Below are 17,124 nucleotides of genomic sequence, written 5' to 3'. Positions count from 1 at the left end.
GTTAAGATAGCCCGCTTTTTCAAGGTGGGAGTCAGGCAGCATGGCGCAGCAGTATCAACCGGGGCAACGCTGGATCAGTGACAGCGAAGCCGAGCTGGGTTTGGGCACCGTTCTGGCACAGGACGGCCGCTTGTTGACCGTGCTCTATCCGGCCACTGGCGACACTCGCCAGTACGCGCTACGGAATGCGCCGCTCACTCGCGTGCGGTTTTCGCCGGGCGATTCGATCACTCACTTCGAAGGCTGGAAACTGACCGTACAGGAAGTCGACGACGTCGATGGCCTGCTGGTCTACCACGGCCTCAATGCACAGAACGAAGTCGTCACCCTGCCGGAAACCCAACTGTCGAACTTCATCCAGTTCCGCCTGGCCAGTGACCGCCTGTTTGCCGGGCAAATCGACCCGCTGCCCTGGTTCTCCCTGCGTTATCACACCCTGGAACACACCAGCCGCCAATTGCAGTCTGCGCTGTGGGGCCTGGGCGGCGTGCGTGCGCAACCGATCGCGCACCAGTTGCACATCGCCCGTGAAGTCGCCGACCGCATTGCGCCGCGGGTACTGCTGGCGGATGAAGTGGGCCTGGGCAAGACCATCGAAGCCGGCCTGGTGATCCATCGCCAATTGCTCTCGGGTCGCGCCAACCGCGTGCTGATCCTGGTGCCGGAAAACCTGCAGCACCAGTGGCTGGTGGAGATGCGCCGCCGCTTCAACCTGCAAGTCGCGCTGTTCGACGAAGAACGCTTCATCGAAAGCGATGCCTCCAACCCGTTCGAAGACACCCAGCTCGCGCTGGTTGCACTCGAGTGGCTGGTGGAAGACGAGAAGGCCCAGGACGCGCTGTTCGCCGCCGGCTGGGACCTGATGGTGGTCGACGAAGCCCACCACCTGGTGTGGCACGAAGACAAGGCCAGCCCCGAGTACACCCTGGTCGAGCAGCTTGCTGAAACGATCCCGGGCGTATTGCTGCTGACCGCAACCCCGGAACAACTGGGCCAGGACAGCCACTTTGCCCGTCTGCGCCTGCTCGACCCGAACCGTTTCCATGACCTGCAGGCCTTCCGCGCCGAGAGCGAAAACTATCGCCCGGTGGCCGAGGCCGTTCAGGAACTGCTGGACAAAGGGCGCCTGTCGCCTGAAGCGCACAAGACCATCCACGGCTTCCTCGGCAATGAGGGCGAGGCCCTGCTGACCGCGGTCAACGATGGCGACACCGAAGCCGCCGCCCGCCTGGTCCGCGAACTGCTGGACCGCCACGGTACCGGCCGCGTGCTGTTCCGCAACACCCGCGCCGCCGTGCAGGGTTTCCCGGAACGCAAGCTGCACCCGTATCCGCTGCCCTGCCCGGACGAATACCTCGAACTGCCGCTGGGCGATCACGCCGAGCTGTATCCGGAAGTCAGCTTCCAGGCCCTGCCGGACGCCAACGAAGAAGAACGCTGGTGGAAATTCGACCCGCGCGTCGAATGGCTGATCGACACCCTGAAGATGCTCAAACGCACCAAAGTGCTGGTGATCTGCGCCCACGCCGAAACCGCCATGGACCTGGAAGACGCCCTGCGCGTGCGTTCCGGCATCCCGGCCACAGTGTTCCATGAAGGCATGAACATCCTCGAACGTGACCGCGCCGCCGCCTACTTCGCCGACGAAGAATTTGGCGCGCAAGTGCTGATCTGCTCGGAAATCGGCAGTGAAGGTCGCAACTTCCAGTTCTCGCACCATTTGGTACTGTTCGACCTGCCGTCCCACCCGGACTTGCTGGAACAGCGTATCGGTCGTCTGGACCGGATCGGCCAGAAGCACATCATCGAAGTGCACGTGCCGTACCTGGAAACCAGCCCGCAAGAGCGGCTGTTCCAGTGGTATCACGAAGCACTGAACGCCTTCCTGAACACCTGCCCGACCGGCAACGCCTTGCAGCACCAGTTCGGCCCACGCCTGCTGCCGCTGCTGGAAAATGCCGACGATGGCGAGTGGCAAGCACTGATCGACGAAGCCCGCGCCGAGCGTGAGCGCCTGGAAGCCGAGCTGCACACCGGCCGTGACCGCTTGCTGGAGCTCAACTCCGGCGGCGCCGGCGAAGGTGATGCGCTGGTCGAGGACATCCTCGAGCAAGATGATCAGTTCACCCTGCCGATCTATATGGAAACCCTGTTCGACGCCTTCGGTATCGACAGCGAAGACCACTCGGAAAACGCCCTGATCCTCAAGCCGAGCGAAAAAATGCTCGACGCCAGCTTCCCCCTGGGCGACGACGAAGGCGTCACCATCACCTACGACCGCAACCAGGCGCTGTCTCGCGAAGACATGCAGTTCATCACCTGGGAACACCCGATGGTTCAGGGCGGCATGGACCTGGTGCTGTCCGGCTCCATGGGCAACACCGCTGTGGCATTGATCAAGAACAAGGCGCTCAAGCCTGGCACCGTGTTGCTGGAACTGCTTTATGTCAGCGAAGTGGTTGCCCCGCGCTCGTTGCAACTGGGCCGTTACCTGCCGCCAGCCGCCCTGCGCTGCCTGCTCGATGCCAATGGCAACGACCTGTCGGCCCGGGTCTCGTTCGAGACCCTGAACGACCAGCTGGAAAGCGTGCCTCGCGCCAGCGCCAACAAGTTCATCCAGGCCCAGCGCGATCAGCTGACGCCACGGATCAACGCCGGCGAAGAGAAGATCTTCCCGCGTCACGCCGAGCGCGTTGCCGAAGCACAGCGACGCCTGGCCGCCGATACCGACGAAGAACTGGCGCGCCTGACCGCGCTGCAAGCGGTCAACCCGACCGTGCGCGACAGCGAACTGATTGCCCTGCGCAAACAGCGCGAGCAAGGGTTGGCCATGCTGGACAAGGCGGCGCTGCGACTGGAAGCGATTCGGGTGTTGGTGGCGGGTTAAGCCCCCTGCTCCACCGCTAAAAAAGAAGGCCCGCAGCGATGCGGGCCTTTTTTTGCCTGCTTGATTGTTACGGAGTTGCTGATGACCTCTTCGCGGGCAAGCCCGCTCCCACAGTGTCCGTGTCGAGCACAGAATCCATGAACGCCACTGAACCTGTGGGAGCGGGCTTGCCCCGGGCGGCGATCCGACGATGGCGATCAGGCGGTCGCCGCAGCAACCCCAGGCTCAACCACCCCCACCAATCCATCCTTCATCCGCTTGGCATCACGCACAAAACACCGCGAAGCCAAAACCAGAAACACCATGGTGAAGAACAGCGCCACCGGAATCAGGTACATCGCGTCATGCAAGCCCACCGCCTTGAACGCCTCGGTCATCTGTTCGGCACCGGCCGACAGCATGGCGGTATGGGCAAAGTGATCGGACAGAGCCCCCACCACCACCGGCCCCAACCCACCACCGAGTAAATACAACCCGGCAAAGAACAGGGCCATGGCCGTCGCCCGCAGGCGCGGTTCGACCACGTCCTGAATGGCCGTGTATACGCAGGTGTAGAAGTTATAGGCAAACAACCAGCCCAGACTGAACACCGCCACAAACACCCCGATCTCGATCCGCCCCGAATGCAGGGCCCAGGCCGTGCACACCGTCGAGATGATCAGGCTGAAGGCCGCAAACAGCAGGCGACCATTGGCGATGCGCTGGTGGATCTTGTCGGCGACCCAGCCGCCCAGCGTCAGGCCGAACAAGCCGGTGACGCCGACGATCACTCCGGCCGCCACCGCTGCTTCCTGCAGCGGCATCAGGAAATAGCGCTGCAACATCGGCACCAGGAACGAGTTACAGGCGTAGGTCGCGAAGTTGAAGCACAGCCCCGCCATCACCAGCCACAGGAAGGTCGGTACCGCCAGTATGCGACGGATTGGCCGGTCCACACGCTCCTGCGAAACCTGCACGCTTTCCGCTGCGCCGCGTTTGGGCTCCTTGATGAAGAACATGAAGACCGCCAGGATCAGCCCTGGCACCGCCGCGATGAAGAACGGCGCACGCCAGCTGTCGAACGCCTTGACCATCCAGCCAATGGTGAAGAACGCGAGCAATAAGCCCAACGGCAGGCCGAGCATGAAAATGCCCATCGCTCGCGCACGGCGGTGGGCCGGGAACAGGTCGCCGATCAGCGAGTTGGCCGCTGGCGCATAACTGGCTTCGCCGATGCCGATGCCCATGCGCACGATCAGGAAACTCCAGAAGCTGCCCACCAGCCCGTTGACGGCTGTCAGCCCGCTCCACGCCGCCAGGCCCCAGCCCATCAGTTTGCTGCGCGAACCGGTATCGGCCATCCGCCCCAACGGCAGGCCGGCGATGGCGTAGACGATGGTGAATGCAGTGCCGATGATCCCCAGCTGAAAGTCGCTGAGGTGCCACTCCATGCGGATCGGCTCGATGATGATGGCCGGGATGGTGCGGTCGAAAAAGTTGAACAGGTTGGCCAGGAACAGCAGGAACAGAATGCGCCAGGCATTCGCCGCTTGGGTCGAGTTCTGCATGGGTCCGTCTCTTTTATTGTTATTGGGACATCACTGTCCCGGAGCCTGCAATCTAGTCAGGCCCGCTGGAGCTGTCTGTAATTATTCGTAAAGCTGATACCTGCCCATGGCAGCAGGCGCGGCCCATGCAACGAGTTATTACTGAAGGCACTGACGCTCATTCCGAAATCGCAGCAGCGGTCAGGCCTCCGAGTCTGGCTCGCGGTACAGCTGCACCAGCGTTGACGGGTCCTTTTCCAGAAAGCCCTGGCCCCCATGCAGGCGCATCAGTTGTGCGGCCAAGCCGCTGATGGGCGTGGCCGAGCCCTGTTCACGGGAAAACTGCACGGCGGCGTCGAGGTCCTTGAGTAGCGTGCGAACGTGCCATTTGACCGGTTCGAAACGACTCTCGGCCATTTGCGGCGCGAGTATCTGCAACGGCCTGGAGTCGGCGAAACCGCCGGCCAGGGCCTCGGCGATCAGGCGGGTATCGACGCCGGAACGCTCGGCCAACGCCACCACTTCGGCGATCACCAGCGCATTGCAGGCGACGATCATCTGATTGCAGGCCTTGGTCACCTGCCCTGCCCCGACGGCGCCCATGTGGGTCACGCGCTGACCGAGGCACAGCAGTAACGGCCGGACTCGCTCCAGATCCGTCGCTTCGCCGCCGACCATGATCGCCAGGCTGCCGGCCTCCGCGCCGACCACGCCACCGGACACCGGGGCATCCAGCCAGCTCATGCCGGTCTGGCTGATCAGCGTTGCCGCCATTTCGCGCGTCGCGGCAGGTTCCAGGCTGGAAAAATCCACCAGCAGTTGGCCGCTTTTCGCACCTTGCGCCACTCCCGCCGCGCCAAAAACCACCTCGCGTACCACTGAAGTATCCGCCAGGCATAACATCACTACGTCCGCGTGCTGGCACAACTCGGCAGGGGTGGCGACTTGTCGCGCGCCGGCCTCGACCAGGGGCGCGCACTTGGCTGGATTGCGATTCCACACGGTCAGCGGATAACCCGCCGCCAACAGGCGCCGACACAGGGGCAAGCCCATCAGGCCAATCCCGGCAAATCCAAGCGGCGGTAGCGCTGCCATCCTTTAGCCTCTCTCTGTTGATTAAAGTCGTCGAATACTGGCCACAAAACCCACTGCATTGCTCACAATCAGAAACAATTAAACAACCACAAGGCAGCGCAATAAACTGTTCCCGTTACGCGCACGTCACCCTGGCCAAGACCCTTCTGTGGCCTTTCTTCACGGCAACATGCCATCACGCTACTCACCTACACACTTTTATCCGGCGAAGCAGTGCACCAACAATGTGCACACCATCAGCTCGTCGCCCTTTCCTGGATCAGAATCCACGGCGAAACGACCACTGCCCACAGCTCGGGATCGCGTTCGAAAAGATCCAGCGCCCGCGTTTCAGACAGCTTGCCGAGCTGGTCGGCGGCCAGCCAGGCAGCCACTTTCTCACCTTCATCCGTGGCCACGGCCTCGGCAGCAGCGATCAGATCCAGGCCAGGATCGACCCATAACAGGGCACCCTTGGCGAAGAACGGCTCCAGCTCCTTCCAGGTAATAGATGCGGTTTCACCAAGCAGCTTGGCATAGAGGGTGCTAGGTTCTTGAGTCATGGGTCTGTCCGGAAAAGAAATCGTCGTCGTCATCATAACGTCGGTGGTCTGGCAGAAAAACCCGGATGCAATTGAGTGACCGATCGAAAACAGCAGGAAAGCCAAGGATTGCTGATACTTCAGCTATAACCCCGCCGCGATTCTGTCTTTTTCTTTCAATTAAGCGACACCCTCAGGTTTTGCCCCCTGGCGCCAGCTTCCCAGGCTGACAATCGGCGCTCTACACTGTACCGGTACAGTTGCCGGGGGCATTTCCGGAGGATATCGAAGATATCTGACCCGGTTCTGCTGCTACGGCGCCAGGACTATAAAAACTACAACAGTAAGAGTGGAGCACTATGACTAAGGCTACTAAGCAGATTTCCAAACTGTTTGCCGCTATGGTTCTGGCCGGGGTGGCCAGCCATTCGTTCGCAGCCGACACCATCAAGATCGGCATCGCCGGCCCTAAAACCGGCCCTGTAGCCCAATACGGCGACATGCAGTTCAGTGGCGCCAAAATGGCCATCGAACAGATCAACGCCAAAGGCGGCGTAGACGGCAAGAAACTCGTAGCCGTTGAATACGATGACGCCTGTGATCCAAAACAAGCGGTAGCGGTCGCGAACAAAGTCGTCAACGACGGCGTCAAGTTCGTGGTGGGTCACCTGTGCTCCAGCTCCACTCAACCGGCTTCGGACATTTACGAAGACGAAGGCGTGATCATGATCACCCCGGCTGCCACCAGCCCGGACATCACTTCCCGTGGTTACAAAATGGTGTTCCGCACCATCGGTCTGGACAGCGCCCAAGGCCCTGCCGCCGGTAACTACATTGCCGACTTCGTAAAACCGAAAATCGTTGCTGTTCTGCATGACAAACAGCAATACGGTGAAGGCATCGCCACCGCCGTGAAAAAAACCCTGGAAGGCAAAAACGTCAAGGTTGCCGTGTTCGAAGGCATCAACGCTGGCGACAAAGACTTCTCGTCGATGATCTCCAAGCTCAAGCAAGCCAACGTCGACTTCGTCTACTACGGCGGCTACCACCCGGAGCTGGGCCTGATCCTGCGTCAATCCAGTGAAAAAGGCCTGAAAGCCAAGTTCATGGGTCCGGAAGGCGTGGGTAACGACTCGATTTCGCAGATTGCCAAGGACGCTTCCGAAGGCCTGCTGGTGACCCTGCCGAAATCCTTCGACCAGGATCCGGCCAACATCGCCCTGGCTGATGCGTTCAAAGCCAAGAAGGAAGACCCGAGCGGTCCGTTCGTGTTCCCGTCCTACTCCGCTGTGACCGTGATTGCCGAAGCCATCAAGACTGCCAAGTCCGAAGACACTGCCAAAGTGGCTGAAGCCATCCACAAAGGCACCTTCAAGACGCCGACCGGCGACCTGAGCTTCGACGACAAGGGCGACCTGAAAGACTTCAAATTCGTGGTTTACGAGTGGCACTTCGGCAAACCAAAAACTGAAGCCAAGCCTCAGTAAGGCGTTGCCTGACTGACTGCCAACAAAGCCCACGGCGTGCCGTGGGCTTTGTTTTACGAATGTATTGGGCCGCGCTGGCGTGATCCGCCAGTCTCCCCACCTGAAAATCTCAAAACCGTCATCAGCGGTTCGCTGGCCAATCTCGAATTCGAAGTGGGTGCAGATCCATGGGGCTCGAGGGGGAAAATGACTCCACCAGTGAAATGCGTATCAGGTTTTTAGGAGCGCTGTAATGCCTGACATCTATCACTTTTTCCAACAGCTGGTTAATGGTCTGACCATTGGCAGCACGTATGCCCTGATCGCCATCGGCTATACGATGGTTTACGGCATCATTGGAATGATCAACTTCGCCCACGGCGAGGTGTACATGATCGGTTCGTACGTGGCGTTCATCGCCATCGCCGGGCTGGCCATGATGGGACTCGACAGTGTTCCGCTGTTGATGACCGCCGCTTTCATCGCGACCATCGTCGTGACCAGTGCCTATGGCTACAGCATCGAACGGATCGCCTACCGCCCTCTGCGCGGCAGCAACCGTCTGATCCCGCTGATTTCCGCCATCGGCATGTCGATCTTCCTGCAGAACACGGTTCTGCTGGCGCAAGACTCCAAGGACAAATCCATCCCCAACCTGATCCCCGGCAACTTCTCCATCGGGCCAGGTGGCGCACAAGAAGTGCTGATTTCCTACATGCAAATCGTGGTGTTCGTGGTGACTTTTGTCGCCATGCTCGGCCTGACGCTGTTCATCTCCCGCTCTCGCCTGGGTCGCGCCTGCCGCGCCTGTGCCGAAGACATCAAGATGGCCAACCTCCTGGGCATCAACACCAACAACATCATCGCCCTGACCTTCGTCATCGGTGCCGCGCTGGCGGCCATCGCGGCCGTGCTGTTGAGCATGCAATACGGCGTGATCAACCCGAACGCCGGTTTCCTGGTCGGCCTCAAGGCCTTCACCGCCGCGGTACTGGGCGGGATCGGCAGCATCCCCGGCGCCATGCTCGGCGGGATCGTGCTGGGGGTGGCGGAAGCTTTCGGTGCCGATATCTTCGGCGACCAGTACAAGGACGTCGTCGCGTTCGGCCTGCTGGTTCTGGTGTTGTTGTTCCGGCCAACCGGCCTGCTGGGCCGTCCGGAGGTTGAGAAAGTATGACTAGGAATCTTAAACAGGCGTTGTTCAGCGCCTTGCTGGTGTGGGCTGTCGCCTACCCGGTACTCGGTCTGAAACTGACCATCGTCGGCATCAACCTCGAAGTCCATGGCACCAGTGACGCCACATTGATCACCATCGCCGTGTGCTCGGTATTGATGTTCCTGCGGGTGTTGTTCGACCAGCAGATCAGCTCGGCCTGGCGCTCCTCGCCAAGCATGCCGATGATTCCGGCCAAGGCCAGTAACTTCCTGACCCTGCCGACCACCCAGCGCTGGTTCATCATCGCGTTGATCGCCGGCGCCCTGGTCTGGCCGTTCTTCGGCTCTCGCGGAGCGGTGGATATCGCCACCCTGGTGCTGATCTACGTGATGCTCGGCCTCGGCCTGAACATCGTGGTCGGCCTGGCCGGTCTGCTCGACCTGGGTTACGTGGGCTTCTACGCGGTCGGCGCCTACAGTTATGCGTTGCTGTCGCACTACTACGGCCTGAGCTTCTGGATCTGCCTGCCGATCGCCGGCCTGATGGCGGCCACCTTCGGCTTCCTGCTCGGTTTCCCTGTATTGCGCCTGCGCGGTGACTACCTGGCGATCGTGACCCTTGGCTTCGGTGAAATCATCCGTCTGTTCCTGCGTAACCTGACCGGCCTCACCGGAGGTCCGAACGGCATCAGCAACATCGAAAAGCCAACGTTCTTCGGCCTGACCTTCGAGCGTAAAGCGGCTGAAGGGATGCAGACCTTCCACGAGTACTTCGGCCTGGCCTACAACTCGATCAACAAGGTGATTTTCCTGTACCTGGTTGCGTTGTTCCTCGCGCTGGCGGCGCTGTTCGTCATCAACCGCCTGCTGCGCATGCCGCTGGGTCGCGCCTGGGAAGCGTTGCGTGAAGATGAAATCGCCTGCCGTGCGCTGGGTCTCAATCCTACGGTCATCAAGTTGTCGGCCTTCACCCTCGGTGCCAGCTTCGCCGGTTTCGCCGGCAGCTTCTTCGCTGCGCGCCAGGGCCTGGTAACGCCGGAGTCCTTCACCTTCATCGAGTCGGCGATCATTCTCGCCATCGTGGTATTGGGTGGCATGGGCTCGCAGCTGGGCGTGATCCTGGCCGCCGTGGTGATGATCCTGTTGCCTGAAATGATGCGTGAGTTCAGTGAGTACCGCATGTTGATGTTCGGCGCCTTGATGGTGCTGATGATGATCTGGCGTCCTCAAGGCCTGCTGCCCATGCAACGTCCACACATGGAGCTGCACAAATGAGCCGCGAGATCCTGAAAGTCGAAAATCTGAGCATGCGCTTCGGCGGCTTGCTGGCGGTCAATGGCGTGGCCCTGACCGTGAAGGAAAAACAGGTGGTGGCACTGATCGGCCCCAACGGCGCCGGCAAGACCACCGTGTTTAACTGCCTGACCGGTTTCTATAAACCGAGCGGCGGCAGCATCCTGCTGGACGGCGAGCCCATCGAAGGCCTGCCCGGCCACAAGATCGCCCTCAAAGGCGTGGTGCGCACCTTCCAGAACGTGCGGCTGTTCAAGGACATGACCGCGGTCGAGAACCTCTTGATCGCCCAGCACCGTCACCTGAACACCAACTTCCTGGCGGGCCTGTTCAAGACGCCAGGGTTTCGCAAGAGCGAACGCGAAGCCATGGAGTTCGCCGAGTACTGGCTGGAAAAGGTCAACCTCAAGGCGTTCGCCAACCGTCCGGCCGGCACCCTGGCCTACGGTCAGCAACGTCGTCTGGAAATCGCTCGCTGCATGATGACCCGCCCGCGGATCCTCATGCTCGACGAACCGGCCGCCGGCCTGAACCCGAAGGAAACCGAAGACCTGAAGGCGCTGATCAGCATGCTGCGTGAAGAGCACAACGTCACCGTGCTGCTGATCGAACACGACATGAAACTGGTCATGAGCATTTCCGACCACATCGTCGTGATCAACCAGGGCACTCCCCTGGCCGACGGCACGCCGGAACAGATCCGCGACAATCCTGAAGTGATCAAAGCCTACCTGGGGGAAGCGTAAATGCTGCAATTCGAAAACGTTTCCACCTTCTACGGCAAGATCCAGGCCTTGCACAGCGTCAACGTGGAAATCCGTCAGGGCGAAATCGTGACGCTGATCGGCGCCAACGGCGCGGGCAAATCCACCCTGCTGATGACGCTCTGCGGTTCGCCCCAGGCCCACAGCGGCAGCATCCGTTACATGGGCGAAGAGCTCGTGGGGCAGACCTCGGCGCAGATCATGCGCAAGAGCATCGCCGTGGTTCCGGAAGGTCGTCGGGTGTTTGCCCGTCTGACCGTGGAAGAAAACCTCGCCATGGGCGGGTTCTTCACCGACAAGGGCGATTATCAGGAACAGATGGACAAGGTCCTCGGACTTTTCCCACGCCTGAAAGAGCGCTTCGCCCAACGCGGCGGCACCATGTCCGGCGGCGAACAGCAAATGCTCGCCATCGGCCGGGCGCTGATGAGCAAGCCCAAACTGCTGCTGCTCGACGAGCCTTCGCTGGGTCTGGCGCCGATCATCATCCAGCAGATCTTCGACATCATCGAACAGCTGCGCAAGGATGGCGTGACGGTGTTCCTGGTGGAGCAGAACGCCAACCAGGCTCTGAAAATCGCCGACCGCGCATACGTTCTGGAGAACGGTCGGGTGGTGATGCAAGGCACCGGTGAAGCGCTGCTGACCGATCCTAAAGTGCGCGAAGCGTACCTGGGTGGTTGAGCCTTTGCGGTAACCAAAAAAAACGGCCTTCGGGCCGTTTTTTTTATGCCCGCCCCATTCCCGACAACACCACAATTCCCCTGTAGGAGCTGGCTTGCCAGCGAAAGCGGTGGATCAGTCAACATCTTCGTTGGATGTGAAGCCGCCTTCGCTGGCAAGCCAGCTCCTACAGGGGGTTGTGTAGTCAGTTAAAGCCGGTCCAACGCTTTCCCGCTGCGCCTGAACCCGTCGATCAAGTAATCCGCCAGCACCTGGGTGCGCTTGGGCAACCCCCCCTGATAGGGATGTACCAGATACATCGGCATTCTGCGGGTTTGATAATCGCGCAGGAGCCAGCGCAATCGGCCATCAGCCAATTCCGATTGCAGCAAATAGGAAGGCAAACGCGCAATGCCGGCACCGGCCAGTGCCGCTTTCTTCAGCAGGCTGTAATGGTTGCTGGCAAAGGGTCCCGAGACCCGCACCCGCAATAACTCATGTTGCTGATGATAAAGCCACTCTTCGCGGCCGCTGTAATGACTGTTGAGCAAACAGCGATGTTCAGCGAGCGCTTGAGGCGTCAACGGTTCGCCATACTGTTCGAGATACGCCGGGCTCGCGCAGGTCATCTCGTGCCAGGCCAGCAGGGGTCGGGCGACCAGACGCTCGTCATTGCCCACCTCGGAGCGAACCGCAAGATCGAAACCGTCGCGGGACAGATCACGATAGTCATTGCTCAGGTCGAGCTCGATCTGCACCTCGGGATAGGTGTGAGAAAATTCCAGCAACAAGCCGTCGAAGAAGGTTTCCCCCAGCGATACCGGAACCGTCATACGCACCGGGCCGGCCATATCGTCCTTCAATCGTGCCAACGCCTGACGCGCCCGTTCGACTTGTACAACCAGCGCCTGGGCTTGGGGCAACAGCGCCGCGCCCGCGGCGGTCAAACTCAAGCGGCGCGTGGTGCGTTGCAGCAAGACCACGGAAAACCTCGCCTCCAGCAGGCTGATGCGCTTGGACAACTGACCTTTGCTGCAACCCAACTGCTGCGCCGCCAGGGTGAAGCTCCCCGCTTCAATCAACACCGCAAACGCCGCCAGATCATCCATCTCGCTCATGGACTGTTTCCATTTGAAAACCAAAGGTTGCCTATTAGCGCGCTTATCAACAGAAAAAACCACTCCTAGACTGAGGCCTCTTTCAATTCTCCCCAGGATCAGCACCATGAAAATTCTTTTGATAGGCGCAGGCGGCACCATCGGTTCGGCGATCGACAAGGAGCTGTCCGAGCGTCACGAGGTCATCCGCATCGGTCGCAGCAGCGGTGATCTTCATGTCGATATCAGCGACAGCACCTCGATTCGCCAACTGTTCCAACAGACCGGCAAGTTCGATGCGCTGGTCTGCGCCGCTGGCAACGTGACCTTCGCGGCGCTGGATGAAATGACTGAAGACAGTTTTGCCCTGGGCCTGAAAGACAAGCTGATGGGCCAGGTCAACCTGCTGCTGATCGGCCGTGAATTCGCCAACGACGGCGCGTCGTTCACCTTCACCACCGGCGTGCTCAGCCACGACCCGATTCGCAGCGGCGCCTCGGCCGCCCTGGTCAATGGCGCTATCGACAGCTTCGTCCGTGCCGCCGCGATCGAACTGCCTCGCGGTCTGCGCGTCAACTCGGTGAGCCCTAACGTATTGGTCGAAGCCATGGACAAGTACGCGCCGTACTTCCGCGGCTACAAACCGGTGCCGGCGGCAGAGGTGGCGTTGGCCTACGCCAAAAGCGTGGAAGGCTTGCAGACGGGTCAGACGTTTCACGTTGGCTAAACCACAATCTGTAGGAGCCGGCTTGCTGGCGATGGCGCCCTCGAGATCGCCATCGCCAGCAAGCCGGCTCCTACAGGTTGATCGATGCACCCAAATGAAAGCCGGCGGGGTTGTGATGAACGGTCAGGCTGAGTAACGTGGCGGCACTTGTCTGGAGAACCAAAGATGCGTGTTGCCCGTTCCTTAGTCCTTGTTGCCCTGCTCCCGCTGTTCGCCGCGTGCCAATTGCTGGATGGCCCCCGTGAAAGCGCCTCCCACGCGGGGCAAACCCGCTTACAGGGCCAGTTGACGGCGGCCGACGGCAAGCTGTTGTTCCAGCCGTGCAATGAGCAGCGCAGTTACGTGGTCACCGACACCGGCGGCACCAGCATCCTGCAAGAGGCCGCCACATTGGCCGATGCCCGGGGCAAGTTGTTCGCCGACGTGCGTGGCCGGATCGTTGCCAATGGCGCCGATAGCCAATTCGATCTGCAGCAGCTGTACCGCGTCGAGCGCTCGGGCACCGCCTGTAACGATCCCGACTTCAAAAAGTTGATCCTGCGTGCTGCCGGCCACGGTCCCGAATGGAACGTGAAAGTCAGCGCCAAAGGCATGATCATCGACCGCGCCGGTCAGCCGCCATTGGCGGTGCCGTACGTTGAAGAGCAACTGGGCGATGGCCGCTTCAACCTCAGCACCGAAGCCAATAAGCAGCACATCGAGCTGTGGGTCGCGCCGCAACGTTGCGTCGACAGCACGACCGGCAGTGTCCAGCACATGAGCGCGGAGCTGCGCATCAATGGCAAGGTTCAGCGCGGCTGCGGGTATTTCGGCGGATCCCGGGACGACTGATCGTTTAAGCCTCACGGGAATGCGCCTTTGGGGCTTATAATCGCCGGTTTCATACGCCTTGGCGCAGTTGTGCGCCCCGCGAACCGGATCCCGTCATGTTACGAATCACCGAACTCAAGCTGCCGATCGACCATCCCGATGAAGACCTGCGCCCTGCCATCGTGCAGCGCCTGGGGATCGCCAGTGATGACCTGCTCGATTTCACCTTGTTCAAGCGCAGCTACGATGCGCGCAAAAAGTCCGCCGAACTGTGCTTCATCTACACCATCGACCTTAATGTTCGCGATGAACCGGCGGTGCTGCACACGTTCGCCGATGACCGTAACGTCAACGTGGCGCCGGATGTCAGCTACAAACCGGTGGGCCAGGCGCCGGCTGATCTGCAGCAACGCCCGATTGTCGTAGGCTTCGGTCCGTGCGGGATTTTTGCCGGGCTGTTGCTGGCGCAAATGGGCTTCAAGCCGATCATCCTCGAGCGCGGCACCGAAGTGCGCCAGCGCACCAAGGACACCTGGGGCCTGTGGCGCAAGAGCGTGCTCAACCCCGAGTCCAACGTGCAGTTCGGCGAGGGCGGCGCGGGGACGTTCTCCGATGGCAAGCTCTACAGCCAGATCAAGGATCCGAAGTTCATCGGGCGCAAAGTCCTGCACGAGTTCGTCAAGGCCGGTGCGCCGGACGAAATCCTCTACGTCAGCAAGCCGCATATCGGTACGTTCCGTCTGACCGGTGTCGTGGAAAACATGCGTGAGCAAATTCGCGCCCTCGGCGGCGAAGTGCGCTTCCAGCAACGTGTCACTGACGTCTTGATCGAGGATGGCCAACTGGTCGGCGTCGAACTCAACGGCGGCGAGCAGATCCATTCGAAACATGTGATTCTGGCGCTCGGCCACAGCGCCCGGGACACTTTTCGCATGCTTCACGCCCGTGGTGTGTTCATGGAAGCCAAGCCGTTCTCGGTGGGTTTCCGCATCGAACACCCACAGTCGCTGATCGACCGCGCGCGCCTGGGCAAGTACGCCGGCCACCCGAAACTCGGGGCTGCGGACTACAAACTGGTGCACCACGCCAGCAATGGACGTTCGGTCTACAGCTTCTGCATGTGCCCGGGCGGCACCGTGGTGGCGGCGACCTCCGAGCCGGGTCGCGTGGTCACCAACGGCATGAGCCAGTACTCGCGCAACGAGCGCAACGCCAACTCCGGGATCGTCGTCGGCATCACCCCGGAAGTCGATTATCCGGGTGGCCCGCTGGCCGGGATCGAGCTGCAGGAACGTCTGGAATCCCATGCCTTTGTGCTGGGCGGCAGCAACTACGAAGCGCCGGCGCAACTGGTCGGCGACTTCATTGCCGGCAAGCCGTCCACCGAGTTGGGCAGTGTCGAACCGTCCTACAAGCCGGGGGTTGCCTTGGGTGATCTGGCGCTGGCATTGCCGGCGTTTGCCATCGAAGCCATCCGCGAAGCGTTGCCGGCGTTCGAGAAGCAGATCCGTGGTTACTCGCTGCACGACGCGGTGTTGACCGGGATCGAAACGCGCACCTCGTCGCCGCTGCGGATTACCCGGAACGAGTCGATGCAGAGCCTGAACGTGAAAGGCCTGTTTCCGGCGGGTGAAGGCGCGGGTTATGCGGGTGGGATTTTGTCCGCGGGTGTCGATGGGATTCGGATTGCCGAAGCGGTGGCCCGCGATATCCTCGGCCTCGAGGCCTGACACGCATTCTTGGACACAACGTAAAACCTGTGGGAGCCGGGCTTGCCCGCGATGGCGGATTCAAATGCAACAGAGATGTTGACTGATCCACCGCTATCGCGGGCAAGTCGAATCGTCGCACCGCCGGCTCCCACAAGGGGCTTCAGCGTCTGAAAGATCTTAGATGTTGGCGCGCAACACCGTGTCCGGCAGCGGCTCGCCGCGCTCGACACTCGCCGCCACCGCGTCCATCAAACCACTCAACTCATACCCCTGGGCCTTGAGCCAATCCTGATCGTAATAGGTGGTCGCGTAACGTTCGCCGCCATCGCACAAAATCGCCACGATCGATCCCGACTCCCCCGCCTCCACCATCTGTCGGGCCGCCATCAAGGCGCCGATCAGATTGGTCCCGCTGGACCCGCCCACTCGCCGTCCCAAATGCTGCGCCAGGTAATGCATCGCTGCCAGTGACAGGGCGTCCGGCACTTTGACCATTGCATCGATCACCTTGGGTAAAAACGACGCTTCCACCCGGGGCCGACCAATGCCCTCGATTCGCGAACCGTGATCCAGGCGCAGGCTGGCATCGCCCGTCAGGTAGTAATCGAAAAACACCGAACGCTCGGCATCGGCGCAGAGCACGCGGGTGCAATGCTGCCGGTAACGTACGTAACGGCCGAGGGTCGCCGTGGTGCCGCCAGTACCGGGGCTGGAAATCAGCCAGCTCGGTTCGGGGTGCTGTTCGAAACGCATCTGCTGGAAGATCGATTCGGCGATGTTGTTGTTTGCCCGCCAGTCAGTGGCGCGCTCGGCGTAGGTGAACTGATCGATGAAATGCCCGTCGTGCTCGCGCGCCAGGCGTTCGGATTCGGCATAGATCTGCGTCGGATCATCGACCAGATGACTCTTGCCGCCGTAGAACCCGATCTGCTCGATCTTTTCCCTGGAGGTGGTCGCGGGCATCACTGCGATGAATGGCAATCCCAGCAAACGGGCGAAATACGCTTCGGAAATCGCCGTCGAACCGCTGGACGCCTCGATCACCGGCGCACCGGGCTTGAGCCAGCCATTACACAGCGCATAGAGGAACAACGAGCGCGCCAACCGGTGTTTCAGGCTACCGGTGGGATGGCTGGACTCGTCCTTGAAATACAACTCGATGCCCGCAAAACCCGGCAGCGGCAAAGGGATCAGGTGGGTGTCGGCACTGCGCTGGAAATCGGCTTCGATGATCCGGATGGCTTCGCGTGCCCACTGTCGGTTGTCGCTCATGGTGGTTTTCTCGTTGAGTCGGCCTTTCTTTAAGGCTCAGCAGACAAGCTTAGGAAAGATCCTACATCACGCACAGATACAGCTGAGGTTCAATACGCCCGGCAACTGCTAGGCTCAGCTCCGTGTCGACCACTAG

General features: G+C 60.8%; 14 protein-coding genes. 9 read left to right on the top strand and 5 right to left on the bottom strand.

The genetic code is table 11. The features are described 5' to 3' along the window. Positions 1-40 precede the first annotated feature (40 nt). The gene (gene rapA / locus ACA062_RS05760; protein ID WP_128871713.1) at positions 41-2,887 is read left to right on the top strand and encodes an RNA polymerase-associated protein RapA; all 2,847 of its coding nucleotides are present in this window, start codon (positions 41-43) and stop codon (positions 2,885-2,887) included. Positions 2,888-3,084: 197 nt separating this feature from the next. Here rapA and ACA062_RS05755 read toward each other — a convergent pair whose 3' ends face one another. The 3 genes from ACA062_RS05755 to ACA062_RS05745 form a co-directional block, all read right to left on the bottom strand. Further along, entirely contained in the window at positions 3,085-4,434 is a 1,350-nt protein-coding gene (locus tag ACA062_RS05755) for a spinster family MFS transporter (RefSeq protein ID WP_497455568.1), read from the bottom strand. 180 nt (positions 4,435-4,614) lie between these two features. Continuing rightward, complete coding sequence (locus ACA062_RS05750) at positions 4,615-5,508, bottom strand: NAD(P)-dependent oxidoreductase (RefSeq protein WP_497455567.1); 894 nt, start codon at positions 5,506-5,508, stop codon at positions 4,615-4,617. 236 nt (positions 5,509-5,744) lie between these two features. Next, positions 5,745-6,050 (bottom strand): DUF2288 domain-containing protein, encoded by a 306-nt coding sequence (locus ACA062_RS05745; RefSeq protein ID WP_497455566.1) that lies wholly within the window; start codon positions 6,048-6,050, stop codon positions 5,745-5,747. 338 nt (positions 6,051-6,388) lie between these two features. On the opposite strand from ACA062_RS05745, the gene ACA062_RS05740 reads away from it, so the two are divergent. From ACA062_RS05740 to ACA062_RS05720, 5 genes are all read left to right on the top strand, one after another. After that, entirely contained in the window at positions 6,389-7,516 is a 1,128-nt protein-coding gene (locus ACA062_RS05740) for a branched-chain amino acid ABC transporter substrate-binding protein (RefSeq protein ID WP_497455565.1), read from the top strand. Positions 7,517-7,748: 232 nt separating this feature from the next. Further along, complete coding sequence (gene livH / locus ACA062_RS05735; protein WP_497455564.1) at positions 7,749-8,672, top strand: high-affinity branched-chain amino acid ABC transporter permease LivH; 924 nt, start codon at positions 7,749-7,751, stop codon at positions 8,670-8,672. Next, on the top strand, positions 8,669-9,925 hold the full coding sequence (locus ACA062_RS05730) for a high-affinity branched-chain amino acid ABC transporter permease LivM (protein WP_497455563.1): 1,257 nt from the start codon (positions 8,669-8,671) through the stop codon (positions 9,923-9,925). Before livH ends, ACA062_RS05730 begins: the two co-directional genes overlap by 4 nt. Further along, a complete protein-coding gene (gene livG, locus ACA062_RS05725) occupies positions 9,922-10,689 on the top strand; it encodes a high-affinity branched-chain amino acid ABC transporter ATP-binding protein LivG (RefSeq protein ID WP_497455562.1) in 768 nt (255 codons plus the stop codon). Before ACA062_RS05730 ends, livG begins: the two co-directional genes overlap by 4 nt. Continuing rightward, a complete protein-coding gene (locus ACA062_RS05720; protein ID WP_064676186.1) occupies positions 10,690-11,391 on the top strand; it encodes an ABC transporter ATP-binding protein in 702 nt (233 codons plus the stop codon). A gap of 188 nt (positions 11,392-11,579) precedes the next feature. On the opposite strand, the gene ACA062_RS05715 is transcribed toward ACA062_RS05720, so the two are convergent. Beyond that, on the bottom strand, positions 11,580-12,488 hold the full coding sequence (locus ACA062_RS05715; protein WP_497457365.1) for a LysR family transcriptional regulator: 909 nt from the start codon (positions 12,486-12,488) through the stop codon (positions 11,580-11,582). Between the two features lie 106 nt (positions 12,489-12,594). On the opposite strand from ACA062_RS05715, the gene ACA062_RS05710 reads away from it, so the two are divergent. The 3 genes from ACA062_RS05710 (at position 12,595) to ACA062_RS05700 (ending at position 15,734) form a co-directional block, all read left to right on the top strand. Next, positions 12,595-13,194: a short chain dehydrogenase gene (locus tag ACA062_RS05710; RefSeq protein ID WP_497455561.1), complete on the top strand. Its 600-nt coding sequence runs from the start codon at positions 12,595-12,597 to the stop codon at positions 13,192-13,194. A gap of 165 nt (positions 13,195-13,359) precedes the next feature. After that, positions 13,360-14,025 carry a COG3650 family protein gene (locus ACA062_RS05705; protein WP_497455560.1) on the top strand — a complete coding sequence of 222 codons (666 nt, stop codon included), beginning with the start codon at positions 13,360-13,362 and terminating at the stop codon, positions 14,023-14,025. A gap of 95 nt (positions 14,026-14,120) precedes the next feature. After that, a complete protein-coding gene (locus ACA062_RS05700; protein WP_497455559.1) occupies positions 14,121-15,734 on the top strand; it encodes an NAD(P)/FAD-dependent oxidoreductase in 1,614 nt (537 codons plus the stop codon). 159 nt (positions 15,735-15,893) lie between these two features. On the opposite strand, the gene ACA062_RS05695 is transcribed toward ACA062_RS05700, so the two are convergent. Beyond that, positions 15,894-16,988, bottom strand: a complete 1,095-nt coding sequence (locus ACA062_RS05695; RefSeq protein WP_497455558.1) for a PLP-dependent cysteine synthase family protein — start codon at positions 16,986-16,988, stop codon at positions 15,894-15,896. Positions 16,989-17,124: the final 136 nt, after the last annotated feature.

This window comes from Pseudomonas sp. LBUM1679 (assembly GCF_059695565.1).
This window is presented reverse-complemented; position numbering and strand designations above follow the sequence as displayed.

What these genes read in the sequence shown, in the direction of transcription:
- livG (WP_497455562.1), top strand. Translation starts at nt 9,922, where the DNA reads ATGAGCCGCGAGATCCTGAAAGTCGAAAATCTGAGCATGCGCTTCGGC.
- ACA062_RS05730 (WP_497455563.1), top strand. Translation starts at nt 8,669, where the DNA reads ATGACTAGGAATCTTAAACAGGCGTTGTTCAGCGCCTTGCTGGTGTGG.
- rapA (WP_128871713.1), top strand. Translation starts at nt 41, where the DNA reads ATGGCGCAGCAGTATCAACCGGGGCAACGCTGGATCAGTGACAGCGAA.
- ACA062_RS05755 (WP_497455568.1), bottom strand. Translation starts at nt 4,434, where the DNA reads ATGCAGAACTCGACCCAAGCGGCGAATGCCTGGCGCATTCTGTTCCTG.
- ACA062_RS05750 (WP_497455567.1), bottom strand. Translation starts at nt 5,508, where the DNA reads ATGGCAGCGCTACCGCCGCTTGGATTTGCCGGGATTGGCCTGATGGGC.
- ACA062_RS05695 (WP_497455558.1), bottom strand. Translation starts at nt 16,988, where the DNA reads ATGAGCGACAACCGACAGTGGGCACGCGAAGCCATCCGGATCATCGAA.
- livH (WP_497455564.1), top strand. Translation starts at nt 7,749, where the DNA reads ATGCCTGACATCTATCACTTTTTCCAACAGCTGGTTAATGGTCTGACC.
- ACA062_RS05745 (WP_497455566.1), bottom strand. Translation starts at nt 6,050, where the DNA reads ATGACTCAAGAACCTAGCACCCTCTATGCCAAGCTGCTTGGTGAAACC.
- ACA062_RS05710 (WP_497455561.1), top strand. Translation starts at nt 12,595, where the DNA reads ATGAAAATTCTTTTGATAGGCGCAGGCGGCACCATCGGTTCGGCGATC.
- ACA062_RS05740 (WP_497455565.1), top strand. Translation starts at nt 6,389, where the DNA reads ATGACTAAGGCTACTAAGCAGATTTCCAAACTGTTTGCCGCTATGGTT.
- ACA062_RS05700 (WP_497455559.1), top strand. Translation starts at nt 14,121, where the DNA reads ATGTTACGAATCACCGAACTCAAGCTGCCGATCGACCATCCCGATGAA.
- ACA062_RS05720 (WP_064676186.1), top strand. Translation starts at nt 10,690, where the DNA reads ATGCTGCAATTCGAAAACGTTTCCACCTTCTACGGCAAGATCCAGGCC.
- ACA062_RS05715 (WP_497457365.1), bottom strand. Translation starts at nt 12,488, where the DNA reads ATGAGCGAGATGGATGATCTGGCGGCGTTTGCGGTGTTGATTGAAGCG.
- ACA062_RS05705 (WP_497455560.1), top strand. Translation starts at nt 13,360, where the DNA reads ATGCGTGTTGCCCGTTCCTTAGTCCTTGTTGCCCTGCTCCCGCTGTTC.